This window comes from Aminipila luticellarii (assembly GCF_004103735.1).
GTDB classification, from domain to species: Bacteria; Bacillota; Clostridia; order Peptostreptococcales; family Anaerovoracaceae; genus Aminipila; species Aminipila luticellarii.
This window is the reverse complement of record NZ_CP035281.1, coordinates 1,893,090-1,909,542: the sequence shown is the minus strand read 5'-3', so window position 1 is coordinate 1,909,542 and position 16,453 is coordinate 1,893,090. Positions and strand designations below refer to the sequence as shown.

Below are 16,453 nucleotides of genomic sequence, written 5' to 3'. Positions count from 1 at the left end.
TATGTTGATGGGAAAATATCAAAACTCAATAGATGCGAAAAGCAGAATGATCGTTCCCTCTAAGTACAGAGAGGAGCTGGGCTATCGTTGTGTGCTCACAAGAGGGATTGATAAATGCTTATACATTTATCCGATGGCTCAGTGGGAAAAATTTATGGAGAAGCTGGCCGCACTGCCGACAACGGATCCCAATGCCAGAGCCTTTGTCCGCCACTTTTATGCAAATGCAGTAGAATGTGATATTGATAAACAGGGCAGAATGGGTATACCGCAGGAACTCAGAGCCTATGCAAACATAGAAAAAGAATTAGTAACGGTAGGATTATTAGACAAAATAGAAATATGGAGCAAGGAAGAATGGACAGAAGCTGAAACCATTGCAGAATTGACTCCTAATGATTTTGCAGCCAAGATGGCTGAATACGGTATTTAATGGAGGAGGACAGGTCATGGAATTTAAACATGTGTCTGTCCTGTACGATGAATGCATCCATGGTCTTAAAATCAAACCGGACGGGATTTATGCAGACGGAACCTTAGGCGGCGGCGGACATGCTGCCGGAATTTGCGGTCTGTTACAAGAAGAGGGTATGCTGATCGGAATTGACCGGGACCGGGATGCGCTGGCGGCAGCAGAAAACCGGCTGCGGGAATTCAGTTGCAAAAAACAGTTCGTACAGGACAATTATTCAAATATTGAAGAGGTGTTGGACAGGCTTGGCATTTCGGGAATAGACGGAGCTTTATTGGATTTGGGTGTTTCGTCTTTTCAGCTGGATAACTGGGAAAGAGGTTTCTCCTATATGCAGACAGCACCGTTGGATATGAGAATGAATGCGGAAGAGTCTCTCACGGCTGAAAAGGTAGTCAATACCTATTCCGGCGAGGAACTGACGGAGGTCATACGAAAATACGGAGAAGAGCGGTGGGCTTCCAGAATCAGTGAATTCATAGTCAAAGCCAGAAAAAATAAACCTATAAAAAATACCACAGAGCTGGTGGATATTATTAAAGCCGCCATACCGGCGTCCGCCCGAAGAGACGGTCCTCATCCGGCTAAAAGGACCTTTCAGGCCATAAGGATTGAGGTAAACGATGAATTGGGACATCTTGAAAGAGCGGTAGAAGCTTTTTGCAATGTTCTGAATCCCGGGGGAAGGCTTTGTATCATCACGTTCCATTCGCTTGAGGATCGGATTGTCAAAGAGTACTTCAACCGAAGATTAAATCCGTGTACATGTCCAAAGGAATTTCCGATCTGCACCTGCGGAAAGGTCACCGATATGGTCAAAGTAACGGGAAAACCGATTATTTCAACAAAAGAGGAACTGGAGGAAAATCCCAGAGCCAGAAGCGCAAAGCTTAGAATCATAGAGAAAAAGAGGTAAAGAAGTATGATGCCTGCTGAACAATGGTATGAATATCAGGATAATTATAAAAAATACGGTTTCGATATGAAACCCAAAAAGGTACATAAGGTAAAACAGAAAAAGAAATCAAACGTAACGCCTAAAGACCGGATTGCGATCATGTTCCTTACAATAGTTATCGGAGCTCTTTGCGTAGCTGTTATTATTACAACAGCGTACTCTGCCAGTATAAAATATCATATCAACAACGTGATCAGAGAAAATGAAGTCATTACCGGAGAAATTGAAAATTTGACCGTGCAGCTGAATAAGGCTAATAATATTCAGGCCATAGAATATAAAGCCACCACGGAGCTGGGTATGGTCTATCCTAATCCCAACGATTTTATCTATATTACACCGGAGGAAAAGCCGGTCAAAGATTTTGCATTACTTCTTAAAGAAGAAGCATATAATTAGCTTAAAATGGAATAATAATTTTTAATACGAAATATAATAAATGGAAGTCTTTTAACTGCATATTGAAAAGAACCGGACAATTAAATTAACAAAAATTTTTGAGTCCGGTTCAGTTTTTTATGAAAAGGATACGGAAGAAATAAATGAATAACCCAACACCAAACAGTGTGAAAAAAAGAATAATCATGGGATTTTTAATCATCTGTCTCGCTACCGCGGGCTTGTCTTTCAGAGTGGGCTGGGTTCAAATCGTGGATGGAGCAGAGCTTTCAAAGAAAGCTATCGAATCCCAGACAAGAGATGTGCCTATTCCGGCAAAAAGGGGGGCGATCTATGACAGAAACGGCAAGGAACTTGCAGTGAGTGCCGTTACTTTTTCTGTATGGGCCAGACCGGATAAAGTCAGATACGGCAATAAAAAACTTAAACCGGATGAGAATATAGATAAAACGGCTGATTTTCTAGCGAAACAGCTCAACATGGAACAAGGGGACGTAAAAAAGATTATCAGTGAAAACAAGGCATTGGTAAAGGTTGCCAAATATGTGGAGAAAAGCGTGGCGGATACCATTCGGCAGGAAGGAATGCCCGGTGTGGAAATTGCGGAAGACGTAAAAAGGTACTATCCTTTGGGTGCATTCGCATCACAGGTATTAGGAAGCGTAACGGATGACAATAACGGTCTTGCCGGTCTGGAACTGAAATACAATCAATATCTGAGCGGAGTTCCGGGCAGATGGATAAAAAACACGGATGTAAACGGAAACGGATTAGCCTATGGAATGGAAAAATACTATAAGGCGGAAGATGGTCTGAATCTGGTTTTAACTATAGATGAAGTCATACAGCATTATGTAGAAAAAGCATTGGATACCGTGCAGAAGAACACGGAAGCAGATCGCGTCATGTGTATTATGATGGATCCTAAAACAGGAGATATTCTGGCTATGGCCATGACACCTGACTATGATCCAAATAATCCAAGGGTGCCTACCGATCCGGCAAAAGCAGCTTACGTAGAGACCTTATCCGACAGCGAAAAGCTGGAATACTGGAACGCTATGTGGAGGAATCCCATGGTGAGTGACACTTACGAACCGGGTTCTACTTTCAAGCTGCTGACCACGTCTATGGCCTTGGAGGAACAGCTGACCACCCTGACAGAAACCTTTGTATGTCACGGAACGTACTCGGTTGCCGGTACGCCTTTAAAATGCTGGCGTTACTACAATCCTCACGGAGTAGAGACTCTTGTGGAGGCGGTAGGAAATTCATGCAATCCGGTGTTTGCCGGATTGGCAGGAAGATTGGGAATCGATAAATATTATCAATATTTGGAGTTGTTTGGAATCAAGGATAAAACCGGAATCGATTTTCCGGGAGAAGGCATGGCCATTTTGCAGAACAAGGATACCGCAGGACCGGTAGGACTTGCGACCATGGGATACGGGCAAGGAATTGCCGTGACGCCGATTCAGCTGATAACAGCCGTGTCCAGCTTTGGAAATGACGGCAAACTGATGCAGCCGAGATTTGTAAAAGAATTGACGGACAGTGACGGAAACGTGGTAGAGAAATTTGACACAAAAGTAGTAAGACAGGTCGTTTCCAAAAAAACAGCCGAAGAAATGCGCTTGATCATGGAAAGCGTCGTTTCAGAAGGGGGCGGAGGAACCGCTAAGGTTCCGGGCTACAGAGTAGGCGGAAAAACAGGTACCGCAAATAAAGCAAAGAATGGCGGATACAGCCAGGAAACCTATTCTTCCTTTATCGGAATGGCTCCGATGGATGATCCCAAGGTCGCCATCCTGCTGGTCGTCGACAATCCTAAAGGCGTTAAATTCGGAAGTCAGACGGCAGCCCCGGGTGTTAAATTAATTTTAGAAGATACGCTCAGATATTTAAATATACAGCCTTCTTATACGCAGGAGGAAGAAGCCCAGATGAACAGCGGAAAAACGATTGTACCGGATGTGACAGGCAAGAATTTTGATGAAGCCATCGGTATATTGGGAGGAGTGTCACTGACGTATACCATATCACCTGCTTTGAAGGAAGGCGATTCACTGGATGAAGTCGCTGTGGTAGACCAATATCCAAAGGCCGGTGAAAAGATAAGCGCAGGAGGAAAAGTATATTTATATAGGGAGTGATAATGGGTGACCATAGAAGTTTTCGGAATAACGGGAACGAACGGAAAAACCACAGTATCATACATGCTGAAAAGCATATTAGAGGAAGCCGGCAGAGAATGCGGGTTAATCGGAACTATAACTCATGTAATCGGGCAAAAACAGTATGATGCCCTAAATACCACACCATCCGGAGAGGTTTTGGAAAAATACTTTCATGAGATGGAACAGCAGCATATAGGAACTTGTATTATGGAAGTCTCTTCTCATGGCTTAGATCAGGGGAGAGTAGACAACATCGATATTCATTATTCCGGTTTTACAAATTTGACGCGGGATCATCTGGATTACCATGTGACCATGGATAACTATTTTAATGCAAAAGCAAAATTATTTTATAAAACAAAAAAAGGAATGTGCATCAATATCGATGACGTATATGGAAAAAGGCTTTATGATAAAATGAAGCAAGAACAGTCCGAAGGAGGATTGGATCCAGACGTAAAGGTAGAGTCTATTTCTTTTATGGAGAAGAATGCCGACTATTTCGGAAAGCTTCTGGAAAACTCCATACACGGAATTGTACTGGAGCCTTTTGAAGCCGGAGCCTCGTGGGGAACCATCAAAATTGAGCTGCCGGGCAGAACTACTGCGTACAATGGATTGCTGGCATTGAGCATGGCAAGGCAGGCGGGTATGGATAAGGAAGTCATCATAGAGGGACTGAGAAAATTAAAGGGTGTACCGGGAAGATTTCAGAAGGTCGAAAACAGCCGGGGAATCGATGCGGTCATTGACTTTGCCCATACACCGGATGCCCTTGAGAATCTGTTGAAAACAGCCGGAGAATTGCATGAGGGAAGGCTGATCTGCGTATTCGGCTGCGGAGGGAACCGCGACCGGGAAAAAAGGAGCATGATGGGGAAGATCGCAGGCAATAACAGTGATCTCTGTATCATAACCTCTGATAATCCGAGATTTGAAGAACCGGCGCTGATTACGGAGGAAATCGAAAAGGGCATAGTTGAAACAGCTTGTGAATATGTTATTGAAATTGACAGGCGTGAAGCGATCAGGAAAGCGGTCGCTAGGTATCAGCAAGGGGATTTAATTGTAATCGCCGGAAAGGGTCATGAAAAATATCAACTTGTTAATGGGAAAAAACTGCCATTTGATGACTATATGACAGTTCAGGAAATAATCAATATGAGAGAGTGATGAGATGAAAATACTAAGGATGAGAGAAATTTGCCAAGCTGTAAAAGGCGAGGTCATTTCGGGAAGTGAAGAAAGTTCTGTTGAAAGAATCTGTACGGATTCGAGAAAAGCTGAAGAGGGAGATTTATTCTTCCCTCTTATCGGTGAAATGCATGATGCGCATAAATTTATTCCCATGGCCATTGATCGGGGATGCAGGAATTTTATTGTCTCCAATCCGGAGGAAATTTTGAACCATCCGCTCAAGGCGCAGCTGCATGTCATTGAAGTGGAGGATACGACCCGGGCATTGCAAGCTCTTGCATCCTATTACCTTTCTGCTTTTCAGATGAAAAAAATTGGGGTCACGGGAAGTACAGGCAAAACGACAACAAAAGACATGCTGTATTATATATGCAGTGAAAAATATAAAACGGCGAGAAATGTGGGAAATTTTAATAACCATATTGGGTTGCCCCTTACGGTTTTAGGCTTTGAAGAAGGCACAGAGGTGGGCATTCTAGAAATGGGAATGAGTGAGCCCGGTGAAATTCATGTACTTGCGGATATTGTAAGACCGGATATTGGAATTATAACAAACATAGGAACCTCCCACATAGAAAATCTGGGAAGCAGAGAGGGTATCCTGAAAGCAAAGCTGGAGATAACCCACTTTTTTGATGAACACAATGTACTTGTGGTGAATGAAATAAACGATTTGCTTACAAAAGAAAATACAGAAGGTGTATACAAAAGATTATCAGTTGGCTATAATGGTAAAAGTGATTTTATTATATCAGACATCACGGATAGAGGCGAAGAAGGAATTGCCTTTACAGTAGAGCACAATTTGGATACGCAGAAATTTGAGCTGACTATTCCGGGCAGGCACAATGCGATTAACGGAACTCTTGCAGTGGCGGCAGCCGCAGAATTGGGAATCACCATGGAAGAAGCTGCAAGAGGACTGAAAAAAATGGAATTGACAGAAAAAAGGCTGAACATTAAAGGGAAAGACGGCGTAAAGGTCATCGATGATACGTATAACGCCAGTCCTGACTCCATGAAAGCGGGCATTGATGTTCTCATGAGCACCAAAGGTATGAGAAAAATAGCCATATTGGCAGATATGCTGGAAATGGGAAAGGAAAGCCCCAAATACCACAGAGAAGTTGGAAGATATGCAGCGGAACAAAAAGTGGATGTGCTGATCGCGGTAGGAGATCACGCAAAATATATAGCAGAAGAAGCTAAAAAAATTATGGGAGAAGAGAATGTCATTTATTACAGTGAAAAAGAAAAACTAATGAATGAAATAAAAACAATGGTACGGCTTGGAGATATTATTCTGGTAAAAGGTTCGAGGGGGATGGCTATGGATCAGGTAGTTAAAAAAATCATGGAATAGTTTTAGGAGTAGTTATGAGTTATTTACAAATTGGAATTTTAATCATAGTGGCATTTTTCATAAGTTTAGTACTGACCTATGTGGAAATACCTATTTTGCAGAATTTAAAAGCGGGACAGAATATCCGGGAGGAAGGGCCAAAAGCTCATCAGGCAAAAGCGGGAACTCCTTCTATGGGCGGTCTGGCAATCATTGCTGCCACCGTGATAACCTGCCTTACATCGGGGGGCATGTCCAGAGATATGGGTGTGATTCTCGCCGCTTTTGTCCTCTTTGGTCTGCTTGGATTTCTGGATGATTACCTGAAAGTGGCCAAAAAGCAGAATCTGGGATTGAGGGCGTGGCAAAAGCTGGTGCTTCAGATCATCATTGCAGCTGCGGTAGCGGCATACCAATCCAGCGTTTCTGTTTATGGGACCTCGGTGTACATACCAATCATCGACCAGCATTGGGATTTTGGTATTTGGTATATTCCTTTTGTAGCCTTTGTAGTGGTGGCCATGGTAAACAGCGTAAACCTGACGGACGGTCTGGACGGGCTTGCATCGGGAGTCACTACTCTGGTAGCTTTATTTTTTGCCATAGTAGCCGTAAATTTTGGCATCAATGCCGGCGGAATTTTCAACTCGGCTTTAGCCGGCGGATGCATGGGATTTTTAATGTTCAATAAGTATCCGGCAAAGGTCTTTATGGGGGATACCGGCTCTTTAGCCTTGGGAGGCGGCTTAGCTGCCGCGGCAATCATCATGAACATGGAGCTGATGCTCCCCATCGCGGGAATGCTGTTTGTAGTGGAAGCCCTTTCCGTAATGATACAGGTGGTCAGCTTTCAGACAACAGGAAAAAGAGTTTTTAAAATGGCGCCTTTACACCATCACTTTGAACTATGCGGTTTAAAGGAAACGCATGTGGTGGCGCTCTTTTGGGCATTTACACTGATTTGCTGTGTAATTGGGCTGCTCATTCTATAGAGGTAGAGGTGAAAGCATGAAAGATAATATGAAAGATAAAAAAGTATTGATTGTAGGAATGGGGAAATCAGGAATTGCAGCAGCGCAGGCTCTGTTATACCTTGGAGCAAAGGTCTATGTACAGGATTCAAAACCTGCTTTCGATATAGAACCTCAATTGGTGAACTTCTTAGCGGGCAGAGACGTAACCTGCTATTTCGGAGAAGTACCCGCCTGCCTGGATGAAATTGATATGATGGTATTAAGCCCCGGTGTTCCCCCTGAACTGAATTTTGTACAGGAGGCTGTGGCAAAGGGCGTTGAAGTGATAGGCGAACTGGAGATTGCGTACAGGGTGGGAAACGGAAATTATGTGGCCATTACAGGGACCAACGGAAAAACCACCACCACCACGCTTGTGGGAGAAATCTTTAAGAACGCCAAGCGAAAAACGTATGTGGTCGGAAATATTGGTGTTGCGGTTATATCCATGGCAGTCAATGCCGAACCGGATTCATGGCTCATAACGGAAACCAGCAGCTTTCAGCTGGAAACCACAAAATATTTTAAGCCTAAAATTTCTGCGATTTTAAACTTGACACCGGATCATTTAAACCGGCATCATACCATGGAAAACTACGGAGCTGCAAAAGCTAAGGTGTTTCAAAATCAAGATAAAGACGGTTATTACATCGCAAATTATGATGACCCCGGCAGCTTTGAACTGAGTAAACAGTGCAAAACCGCAAAGGTTGTTCCGTTCAGCATAAAGAAAAAGCTGTCGTATGGAGCTTTTGTAGAGGGTGGGCGCATCGTGATCCTTAATGATGACGGAAAGAAAATTACTCTATGCCGGGCAGATGAATTAAAGATTCCGGGGAACCACAATCTGGAGAATGCCCTGGCGGCAGCGGCCATTTCTTATTTTGCGGGAATTGAACCTGCTGTCATTTCAGATACGCTGAAAAGCTTCGGCGGAGTAGAGCACCGGCTGGAATACTGCGGTCAGGTGGACGGCGTTAAATTTGTGAACGACTCGAAAGGCACCAATCCGGATGCTTCTATGAAAGCCATTGATGCCATGAAAGAGAACATTATTTTAATTGCGGGGGGCTATGATAAGGGCTCTGATTTTACGGACTTTATAAAATCCTTCCACGGAAGGGTAAAACATATGGTGCTGCTGGGAAAAACGGCTCCTAAAATTAAAGAACAGGCTGAGGCGGCAGGCTTTACACACATAACCATGGCTAAAAACATGGAAGAGTGCGTGACGGCAGCCTTTAAACTGGCTGAACCGGGAGATACGGTCTTGCTTTCTCCGGCCTGTGCAAGCTGGGATATGTATACTTGTTTTGAACAGAGAGGTGAACATTTTAAACATTGTGTTCACGGTCTGGAAAAATAATTTTCTGAGGTTGGAAATGTAAATGGCAAAAAGAAAAAGAAGAATGAAATCCGGAGATTTTGTTCTGGTGCTGATCACATTGGCATTGGTCATCTTCGGAATAATAATGGTGTTTAGTGCCAGTTATTACACTTCAATAAACAAGAGCGGCAATCCATACTCTTATCTGGTCAAGGATACGATTTGGGCTGTTCTGGGGCTGGGTGCAATGCTGGTCACCGCATCGGTGGATTACAGGATTTATGGCAAGGTGGCAAAGCCCATCATGATTATAAGTATCGTACTTCTGGCCCTTCTTTTTACGCCGCTGGGGGTAGAACGAAACTATGCTACGAGGTGGCTTGGAGTGGGGGGAATTACCATCATGCCCGGAGAATTGGCAAAGCCTGCGGCGATCATATTTACGTCCTGGTTTTTAAGCAGAGATCCGAAAATTATAAAATCATTGACCAAGGGCGTGGTTCCGCTGTTCCTGCTCTGCGGTGTATATGCAGGGCTAATCGTTCTGCAGCCCAATCTGTCCACAGCCATTACGGTCTGCATCATTATCATAGGGATCATGTTTGCGGCGGGACTGAACTACATTTATTTGGGCGGACTGATCGGCGTAGGGGCTTTGGGCATATGTACACTGATTATTACCAATCCTGAAAGCCATTGGATGAAGCGTCTGACCAGCTTTATGGATCCCTTCGCAGATCCGCTGAACACCGGGTATCAGGTGGTTCAATCTTTGCTGGCTTTAGGCTCGGGAGGATTATTTGGATTAGGTCTAGGAAAGAGCATACAAAAAAATTTATATCTGCCTGAACCGCAGAATGATTTCATCTTTGCGATCATAGGGGAAGAGCTGGGATATGTGGGATGCCTGATTTTAATCGCAGCTTATATTATTCTAGTCTGGCGGGGCATTCATATCGCCATTAATGCGGCGGATTTATTTGGAACCTTGCTTGCATCGGGAATTTCCATCATGATAGGTATTCAGGTGATATTGAATATAGCGGTAGTGACTTCGTCCATGCCGCCTACAGGAGTTACGCTGCCTTTTGTCAGCTACGGGGGCAACGCCCTGATGATTTTTATGGCCTCAGTGGGAATACTCCTCAATATATCAAGGCATACGGTTGCAGTGGAATAAGGAAACAGATTCCTATATCATTTGAAGAAAGGTAGTACGTTATGAAAGTTATTATGACAGGCGGGGGAACCGGAGGACATATTTATCCTGCTATTGCCATAGCAGAAAAAATAAAAGAGAAGAGACCGGATGCCGATATTCTTTTCGTGGGAACCAAAAGAGGTTTGGAAAAGGATCTGGTACCTCAAAACGGATATCCCATTAAATTTGTGACGGTCAGCGGCTTTAACCGAAAACATATCATGAAGAATGTAAAGGTCGTAAAGGATCTTTTGAAAGGCAGCAGGGAAGCAAAAAAAATTCTGAAGGAATTCAAGCCGGATATTGTCATTGGGACAGGCGGCTATGTGTGCGGTCCGGTGGTAAGAGCAGCCCATAAGCTGGGTATAAGGACCTTTATACATGAGCAGAATGCGTTTCCGGGCATGACCAATAAAATGCTTGAAAAATATGTGGAAAATGTATTCATCAGCTTTGCAGACGCAGAGAAATATTTTAAGCATAAAGAGAAATTGATCTTATCCGGAAATCCGGTCAGACGTGCTTTTTTTGACGCAGTCAAGACGGATTCAAGGCGATTCATAAAAGAACAGGAAGAGAACTTTATGCTTCTATGCTTTGGAGGAAGTCAGGGCGCAGGAAAAATAAACGATGTCATGATAGAAGTAGCAGAAAATTTGAATGGCATTCAGAATATTTCACTGTACTTTGTAACAGGTAATGCATATTATGATAGTATATTAAAGACCATGGAAGACAGGGGCTTTGTTAATAAAGGCAACATACACATAAAAAAATATATAAGCAACATGCAGGATTACTTAAGCGCCGCAGACCTGGTCATAAGCCGATCGGGTGCATTGACGGTTTCGGAAATTACAGTTTGCGGCAAGGCGTCTGTTTTGATTCCTTCACCGAATGTAACCGGGAACCATCAGTACTATAATGCAAAAGCGGTGGCAGATAAAGGAGGAGCTGTTCTTATGGAAGAAAAGGAACTGAGTTCCGAAGCTCTTTTGAAAATTGTTTCACACTTTAAATTAAATCCACAGAAACTAAAGGACATGGAACGTGCCAGCCAAAAATCAGCTCCTTGCGAGGCAACAAAAATTATTTATGAGCATTTGGGAATATAAACAGTAACAAAAACCGGTACCTTTTCATATTATGTATTAATAATAGTGGAGGTGTATCTGTTTTGGAATCATATCATATACGGGGCGGCAACAGGATCAGCGGTGAGTATAACGTAAAGGGAGCTAAAAACGCTGCACTGCCGATTTTGGCGGCCACCATATTGAGTGGGGCTGAATGTCAACTTTCCAATATTCCGCAAATAACCGATGTTTGTAGCATGAAAAAAATATTGAATGAATTGGGATGTAAGACAGACACAAGCGACGAAACGATAATCGTGGATTCAAGGGAGCTGGTGGCTGATACCATTTCCTTGAAGCGGATGCGAGAGATGCGGTCATCCGTTTTTTTGTTGGGCGCATTGCTCGGCAGATGCGGAAGTGCGGTGATCAGTCAGCCCGGAGGTTGTAATATAGGCAGCAGACCAATTGATTTACACTTATATGCTTTAAGAAGATTGGGTGCTGAAATAATAGAAAAGGATGATGTGATTATCTGTAAAGCAAGTAAACTTCGAGGAGCGGTAATTGACTTTTCTTTTCCCAGCGTCGGAGCTACAGAAAACGCAATTATGGCAGCAACCACGGCTGAAGGGCATACGGTGTTGAATAATTGTGCCATGGAACCTGAAATCGGGGATTTGCAGGATTTCCTAAATGCCTGCGGAGCAGATATTAAGGGCGCCGGAACAAAAACCATATATATTAACGGATGCTCTGTCCTGCACGGCGGAAATCACCAAATTATACCGGACAGAATAGAGTGCGGCACGTATTTGGCTGCTGCGGCTGCCACAGGAGGAGAATTAATCCTGCACCACGCTCAAAGCCGGCATTTAAAAAGTATTTTAGAAAAGCTTATAGAAACAGGTTGCGAAGTAGGGGTAAAAAGAGATAAAATATATTTTAAAGCACCTGCCAAATTAAAGGCACCGAGCAAAATTATAACCGGCCCTTATCCTGAATTCCCCACAGACCTGCAATCTCCTTTCTTATCCATGTTGACCTTGGCGGAAGGAAGCAGTTATGTGGACGAAACGATTTTTGAGAATCGCTTCGCCTTTACCGAGGAACTGAAAAGGATGGGAGCAGATATTTCGGTTGAAGAGAACCACGCTTTTATAAACGGCGTGAAGGAACTGAAAGGATGTCGTTTATCGGCAACGGATCTAAGGGGAGGAGCTTCTCTGGTGATTGCCGGGCTTATGGCACAGGGAAAAACGGTTATTGAGGGTATAGAACACATAGAGAGAGGATATGCAGACTTTTCTCAGACATTGAGAAGTCTTGGAGCAGATATTAGGAAAACAAATGACTGATAAACTTAGAAAGAAGAAAAAACGAAAGAAAAAGAACTATCTCCTAAGGTTATTAGTAATAATAGCAGTAGGAGCTGGTTTATATTTTTTGATGACCTCTGAGTGGTTCGATATTGATTCAGTGAAAGTCGAAAACAACAATTATTACACAGTGGAGCAGGTAAAGGACAAGGCGGGAATACAAGTCGGCAAAAATATTTTCAGCTTGAAAAAGAGTGGGATAAAAGACAAGCTTTTAAAAGATCCTTATTTTAAAAACGTCAAGATTAAAAGAAAACTGCCATCCACCGTAGTCATTGATGTGACGGAACGATCAGAGAAGGCCGCCGTACTTTATAATGGTACATATATTATCATAGATTCGGACGGGCTGGTACTCAGAAAGGCAAAGACAGAGCCTAAAATCACTGTGATTGAAGGGCTGACTGTAAAGAAGGCAAAAGAAGGAAAACCTCTTGAGGCAGAAGAAAATTCCATACTGACAGATACGCTCAGCATGCTGGCATCTATGGAGGACTCGGATTTATTTTTTAAAAAAATCAATACCTCAAGTGTGATTATCAAGGCACATATTTACGATGAGCTGGTCTGTGAGGGCACCCCTGAGAACTTGAAGGAAAGCTTGAAGAACGGGAAGCTGGAGACGACGCTTTATGAAATGTACAGTAAAGGTATTAAAAGAGGCACGATAAAGATCGGATCGGATAATTATTGTTCTTTTGATCCAAATGTGGAGTAGGAGAGATGAGATGAAGAAGTACAGTGGGCTGATTGTTCTGGGAATACTGGCACTGTTTATAGGGCTGATTTTGTCCATTCAATTACGAATGACTGCCGGCGGGGATCAGGGCGGTCTGGTTCCTTTGGCAAAAGTAAGAGGCTATGAAGCACAGCTTAAGACGGTAAAGGATGAAAAGGAAATCGTGGTACAGCAGCTGATGGAACTGGAAGAGCGGATGAACTCCATAGAAGGAGATAAAGCCAAAGAGGATGATTTCATAAACGGTCTGGTGTCTGATCTGGAAAAATATAAAATGTCCTCCGGTGTTTTGGACGTGCAGGGCCCAGGGGTTCTGGTCACTATAAAAGACCCGGTGGTAACGGATGAATATGAGCAGGATTTCAGTACGATTATGTACAACTATGAGCTGCTTTTAAGCCTGGTAAACAAATTAAAGGAAGCCGGAGCGGAAGCGGTCTCTATCAATGAACAGAGAATTGTGGGAACAACGGAGATCAGCATGGCAGGCAGCAATGTAAACATCAACGGAACGCCTACGGCACCTCCGTACTATGTCAAGGCCATTGGAAACCCAGATACCATCCACGACGCAATTAATATAAGAAGCGGTATTATCGACACGATGAAGCTGAAATACAATCTGATCGTCACCACTGAAAAGAAGCAGAGCATGGTGATACCTAGATATACGGGAACCATCAACTTTAAATATGCGAAGCCTGTTGCCGAAGAAAAGTCCGAATAATGGGCAGAGGTGCAGGATGAAGAAAAACATGATTTGGATCACATTTGTGATATGCATGATAATTGGAATCGGTTTTGCCTGTCAGATGAAAATCAGCGATGGAGAACGGTTATATGTATCGCCTAAAACCATTGAGGATTATGAGACGACAATCTGCAGTGAGAAGGAAGAGATCGGGAAACTTCAGCTTATGATCGAAGAGACGAAAACAAAGCTTGCTGCTTATGAAAAGGCGGATCCCTCCGACGGGAAATCCGATGAGGACATGAAGCAGAATCTGGAACGGGATGTGGAAAAGTATAAAATGGCCAGCGGACAGCAAAAAGTGAAAGGAGCCGGTGTGGAGGTTCTGATCGACGACGGGACACGGGAACTTTTTGCCGGAGAAGATATCAATAATCTGTTGGTGCACGATTCGGACATTCTTATGATCATAAATGAACTCAACCGCTGCGGGGCAGAAGCTGTCTCGGTAAATGGACAACGGATCACAGCAAACACGGCAATCTATTGCTCCGGATATACGGTGAGAATAAACGGGGAGGTCTATGCAAGGCCTTTTAGGATTAAAGCTATCGGAGACGGCAAAAGAATGGCGGCCGCTCTTGTAGATCCGGATGGGTATGGTACATCACTGAAAAACTGGGGGGTGCAGTTTGAAGTCCGCTTAAAGGACGACATCACCATTGACGCAGTTTCAAGGGAATATAACTATAAATATATGAACAAGCTTCAAAAGGAGGGAACGAATTGATTTTTGCGATTATAATAGGTCTGGCACTCGGACTGGCATTAGGGTTTGGCCTGGATATTTCGTATCCGGCGGAATATTCCTTTTATATTACTATGGGGCTTCTGGCAGCAATGGACTCTATTGTGGGTGCGGCCCGTTCCATGATGGAGGAAAAGTATAACAGCCTGATTTTCATATCCGGTTTTGTTACCAATGCCTTGCTGGCAATGGTCCTAACTTATGTGGGAGATAAGCTGGGAGTACCTCTTTATTTTGCGGCTATCTTTGTTTTCGGAGGCAGATTATTTAACAATCTGGCGGTTTTAAGAAGGCTTGCTATAGACAAGTACTTTGAAAGAAAAAATCGAAAAAGCGAGTTAAAAAATGAACAAAATATTGAGGAATAATAGTGCAAACATACATTATTTATGGTATAATAAAGCATTAATATGTATTTTAATTTTGTGCTATAGTGACAGGAGGTTACTTGATAATGCTGCAGTTTGAAGTAAATGAACAAAATACTGCCCAAATAAAGGTAATAGGTGTTGGTGGCGGTGGCTGCAATGCTGTAAATCGAATGATTGAAAAAGGCCTGAAGGGCGTTACTTATATGGCTGTTAATACGGACAAGCAGGCATTAGCCGGAAGCTTGGCGGAAACAAAGATCCAGATTGGCGAAAAGCTTACGAAGGGACTTGGGGCAGGAGCGAATCCGGAGATAGGACAAAAGGCCGCGGAAGAAAATATTGAAGATATTTCTAAATTTATTCAAGGTTCCGATATGGTTTTCATTACCGCCGGAATGGGAGGCGGCACCGGTACCGGGGCGGCACCGGTCATTGCGAAGATTGCCAAGGACATGGACATCCTTACGGTGGGCGTTGTTACAAAACCGTTTACCTTTGAAGGAAAAAGGAGAAGGCAGCACGCTGAACTGGGTATCAGCTTATTAAAAAAATATGTGGATTCCCTCGTGGTGGTTCCCAACGACAGATTGCTTCAAGTGGCGGAAAAAAACACCTCGATGCTGCAGGCGTTCAGTATGGCAGATGAAGTTTTAAAACAGGGTGTTCAAGGCATTTCAGACTTGATAGCGGAAGCCGGTTTGATCAATCTGGACTTCGCGGATGTGAAGACCGTTATGAGCGATAGAGGCATTGCGCACATGGGTGTCGGCAGAGCCTCCGGCGACAGCAGAGTGGAAGAAGCTGTTAAGAATGCTATTGAAAGTCCGCTTCTGGAAACCTCCATTGATGGAGCGAAAGCCATTATCCTCAACATCATGGGCGGTTATGACATGGGTATGCTTGAAGTCAGTCAGGCGGCGGCTCAGATTGAAGATGCTGCTGGTGAAGATGCTATTGTTATCTTCGGTGCTTCCATTAAAGAAGATCTTCAAGATGAAATTTTGGTCACAGTTATCGCTACGGGTTTTGAAGCGAGACCCAGTGAAGCGGCTGCCGGCATATTTAAACCTGTTGGAAAGACAGAAGAACAGGTTCCGGCAGAAAAAGCTGCGGAAACAGAGAGCAGAGACGACGACCTGCTTTCAGGTGAAGATTCAGACTTTGTAATACCGTCTTTTTTGAATAGAGAAAGAAAGGGTTTTTAGAATATTTAACAAAAAAGCCGGTACCATAACCGGCTTTTTCTTTTAATATTCTGTCCGGCGCTGTAGCACGGCGGACAGAATAGGTTGACTGGTGATTT

The 16,453-nt window shown here is 43.5% G+C and carries 16 protein-coding genes; all 16 read left to right on the top strand.

Going from position 1 to position 16,453, the window contains the following annotated elements:
- The first annotated feature begins 1 nt into the window (after position 1).
- The 16 genes from mraZ (at position 2) to ftsZ (ending at position 16,355) form a co-directional block, all read left to right on the top strand.
- Entirely contained in the window at positions 2-433 is a 432-nt protein-coding gene (gene mraZ, locus EQM06_RS08845; RefSeq protein ID WP_128746014.1) for a division/cell wall cluster transcriptional repressor MraZ, read from the top strand.
- 16 nt (positions 434-449) lie between these two features.
- A complete protein-coding gene (gene rsmH, locus EQM06_RS08840; RefSeq protein WP_128746013.1) occupies positions 450-1,388 on the top strand; it encodes a 16S rRNA (cytosine(1402)-N(4))-methyltransferase RsmH in 939 nt (312 codons plus the stop codon).
- Between the two features lie 6 nt (positions 1,389-1,394).
- Positions 1,395-1,829, top strand: a complete 435-nt coding sequence (locus EQM06_RS08835) for a cell division protein FtsL (RefSeq protein ID WP_128746011.1) — start codon at positions 1,395-1,397, stop codon at positions 1,827-1,829.
- A 143-nt stretch (positions 1,830-1,972) separates the two neighbouring features.
- A complete protein-coding gene (locus tag EQM06_RS08830) occupies positions 1,973-3,982 on the top strand; it encodes a penicillin-binding transpeptidase domain-containing protein (protein ID WP_128746010.1) in 2,010 nt (669 codons plus the stop codon).
- 6 nt (positions 3,983-3,988) lie between these two features.
- A complete protein-coding gene (locus EQM06_RS08825) occupies positions 3,989-5,179 on the top strand; it encodes a UDP-N-acetylmuramoyl-L-alanyl-D-glutamate--2,6-diaminopimelate ligase (RefSeq protein ID WP_128746008.1) in 1,191 nt (396 codons plus the stop codon).
- 4 nt (positions 5,180-5,183) lie between these two features.
- Complete coding sequence (locus EQM06_RS08820; RefSeq protein ID WP_128746006.1) at positions 5,184-6,566, top strand: UDP-N-acetylmuramoyl-tripeptide--D-alanyl-D-alanine ligase; 1,383 nt, start codon at positions 5,184-5,186, stop codon at positions 6,564-6,566.
- Between the two features lie 14 nt (positions 6,567-6,580).
- Positions 6,581-7,537, top strand: a complete 957-nt coding sequence (gene mraY, locus EQM06_RS08815) for a phospho-N-acetylmuramoyl-pentapeptide-transferase (RefSeq protein WP_128746005.1) — start codon at positions 6,581-6,583, stop codon at positions 7,535-7,537.
- A 16-nt stretch (positions 7,538-7,553) separates the two neighbouring features.
- Positions 7,554-8,924 carry a UDP-N-acetylmuramoyl-L-alanine--D-glutamate ligase gene (gene murD, locus EQM06_RS08810; RefSeq protein WP_205666538.1) on the top strand — a complete coding sequence of 457 codons (1,371 nt, stop codon included), beginning with the start codon at positions 7,554-7,556 and terminating at the stop codon, positions 8,922-8,924.
- A 22-nt stretch (positions 8,925-8,946) separates the two neighbouring features.
- Positions 8,947-10,065, top strand: coding sequence for a putative lipid II flippase FtsW (gene ftsW / locus EQM06_RS08805; protein WP_128746003.1), 1,119 nt, complete (start codon positions 8,947-8,949; stop codon positions 10,063-10,065).
- A gap of 41 nt (positions 10,066-10,106) precedes the next feature.
- On the top strand, positions 10,107-11,201 hold the full coding sequence (gene murG / locus EQM06_RS08800; protein WP_128746001.1) for an undecaprenyldiphospho-muramoylpentapeptide beta-N-acetylglucosaminyltransferase: 1,095 nt from the start codon (positions 10,107-10,109) through the stop codon (positions 11,199-11,201).
- Positions 11,202-11,263: 62 nt separating this feature from the next.
- On the top strand, positions 11,264-12,520 hold the full coding sequence (gene murA, locus EQM06_RS08795; protein ID WP_128746000.1) for a UDP-N-acetylglucosamine 1-carboxyvinyltransferase: 1,257 nt from the start codon (positions 11,264-11,266) through the stop codon (positions 12,518-12,520).
- A complete protein-coding gene (locus EQM06_RS08790) occupies positions 12,513-13,259 on the top strand; it encodes a cell division protein FtsQ/DivIB (protein WP_128745998.1) in 747 nt (248 codons plus the stop codon). The genes murA and EQM06_RS08790 overlap by 8 nt, the downstream gene beginning before the upstream one ends.
- A 10-nt stretch (positions 13,260-13,269) precedes the next feature.
- A complete protein-coding gene (locus tag EQM06_RS08785; protein WP_164914407.1) occupies positions 13,270-14,007 on the top strand; it encodes a DUF881 domain-containing protein in 738 nt (245 codons plus the stop codon).
- A 16-nt stretch (positions 14,008-14,023) separates the two neighbouring features.
- Entirely contained in the window at positions 14,024-14,761 is a 738-nt protein-coding gene (locus EQM06_RS08780) for a DUF881 domain-containing protein (RefSeq protein WP_205666537.1), read from the top strand.
- Positions 14,758-15,147, top strand: coding sequence for a small basic family protein (locus EQM06_RS08775; protein ID WP_128745992.1), 390 nt, complete (start codon positions 14,758-14,760; stop codon positions 15,145-15,147). Before EQM06_RS08780 ends, EQM06_RS08775 begins: the two co-directional genes overlap by 4 nt.
- 86 nt (positions 15,148-15,233) lie before the next feature.
- Complete coding sequence (ftsZ, locus tag EQM06_RS08770) at positions 15,234-16,355, top strand: cell division protein FtsZ (RefSeq protein ID WP_128745990.1); 1,122 nt, start codon at positions 15,234-15,236, stop codon at positions 16,353-16,355.
- Positions 16,356-16,453 lie beyond the last annotated feature (98 nt).

What these genes read in the sequence shown, in the direction of transcription:
- EQM06_RS08820 (WP_128746006.1), top strand. Translation starts at nt 5,184, where the DNA reads ATGAAAATACTAAGGATGAGAGAAATTTGCCAAGCTGTAAAAGGCGAG.
- mraY (WP_128746005.1), top strand. Translation starts at nt 6,581, where the DNA reads ATGAGTTATTTACAAATTGGAATTTTAATCATAGTGGCATTTTTCATA.
- ftsZ (WP_128745990.1), top strand. Translation starts at nt 15,234, where the DNA reads ATGCTGCAGTTTGAAGTAAATGAACAAAATACTGCCCAAATAAAGGTA.
- EQM06_RS08835 (WP_128746011.1), top strand. Translation starts at nt 1,395, where the DNA reads ATGATGCCTGCTGAACAATGGTATGAATATCAGGATAATTATAAAAAA.
- murD (WP_205666538.1), top strand. Translation starts at nt 7,554, where the DNA reads ATGAAAGATAATATGAAAGATAAAAAAGTATTGATTGTAGGAATGGGG.
- EQM06_RS08785 (WP_164914407.1), top strand. Translation starts at nt 13,270, where the DNA reads ATGAAGAAGTACAGTGGGCTGATTGTTCTGGGAATACTGGCACTGTTT.
- mraZ (WP_128746014.1), top strand. Translation starts at nt 2, where the DNA reads ATGTTGATGGGAAAATATCAAAACTCAATAGATGCGAAAAGCAGAATG.
- ftsW (WP_128746003.1), top strand. Translation starts at nt 8,947, where the DNA reads ATGGCAAAAAGAAAAAGAAGAATGAAATCCGGAGATTTTGTTCTGGTG.
- EQM06_RS08830 (WP_128746010.1), top strand. Translation starts at nt 1,973, where the DNA reads ATGAATAACCCAACACCAAACAGTGTGAAAAAAAGAATAATCATGGGA.
- EQM06_RS08790 (WP_128745998.1), top strand. Translation starts at nt 12,513, where the DNA reads ATGACTGATAAACTTAGAAAGAAGAAAAAACGAAAGAAAAAGAACTAT.
- EQM06_RS08780 (WP_205666537.1), top strand. Translation starts at nt 14,024, where the DNA reads ATGAAGAAAAACATGATTTGGATCACATTTGTGATATGCATGATAATT.
- murG (WP_128746001.1), top strand. Translation starts at nt 10,107, where the DNA reads ATGAAAGTTATTATGACAGGCGGGGGAACCGGAGGACATATTTATCCT.
- rsmH (WP_128746013.1), top strand. Translation starts at nt 450, where the DNA reads ATGGAATTTAAACATGTGTCTGTCCTGTACGATGAATGCATCCATGGT.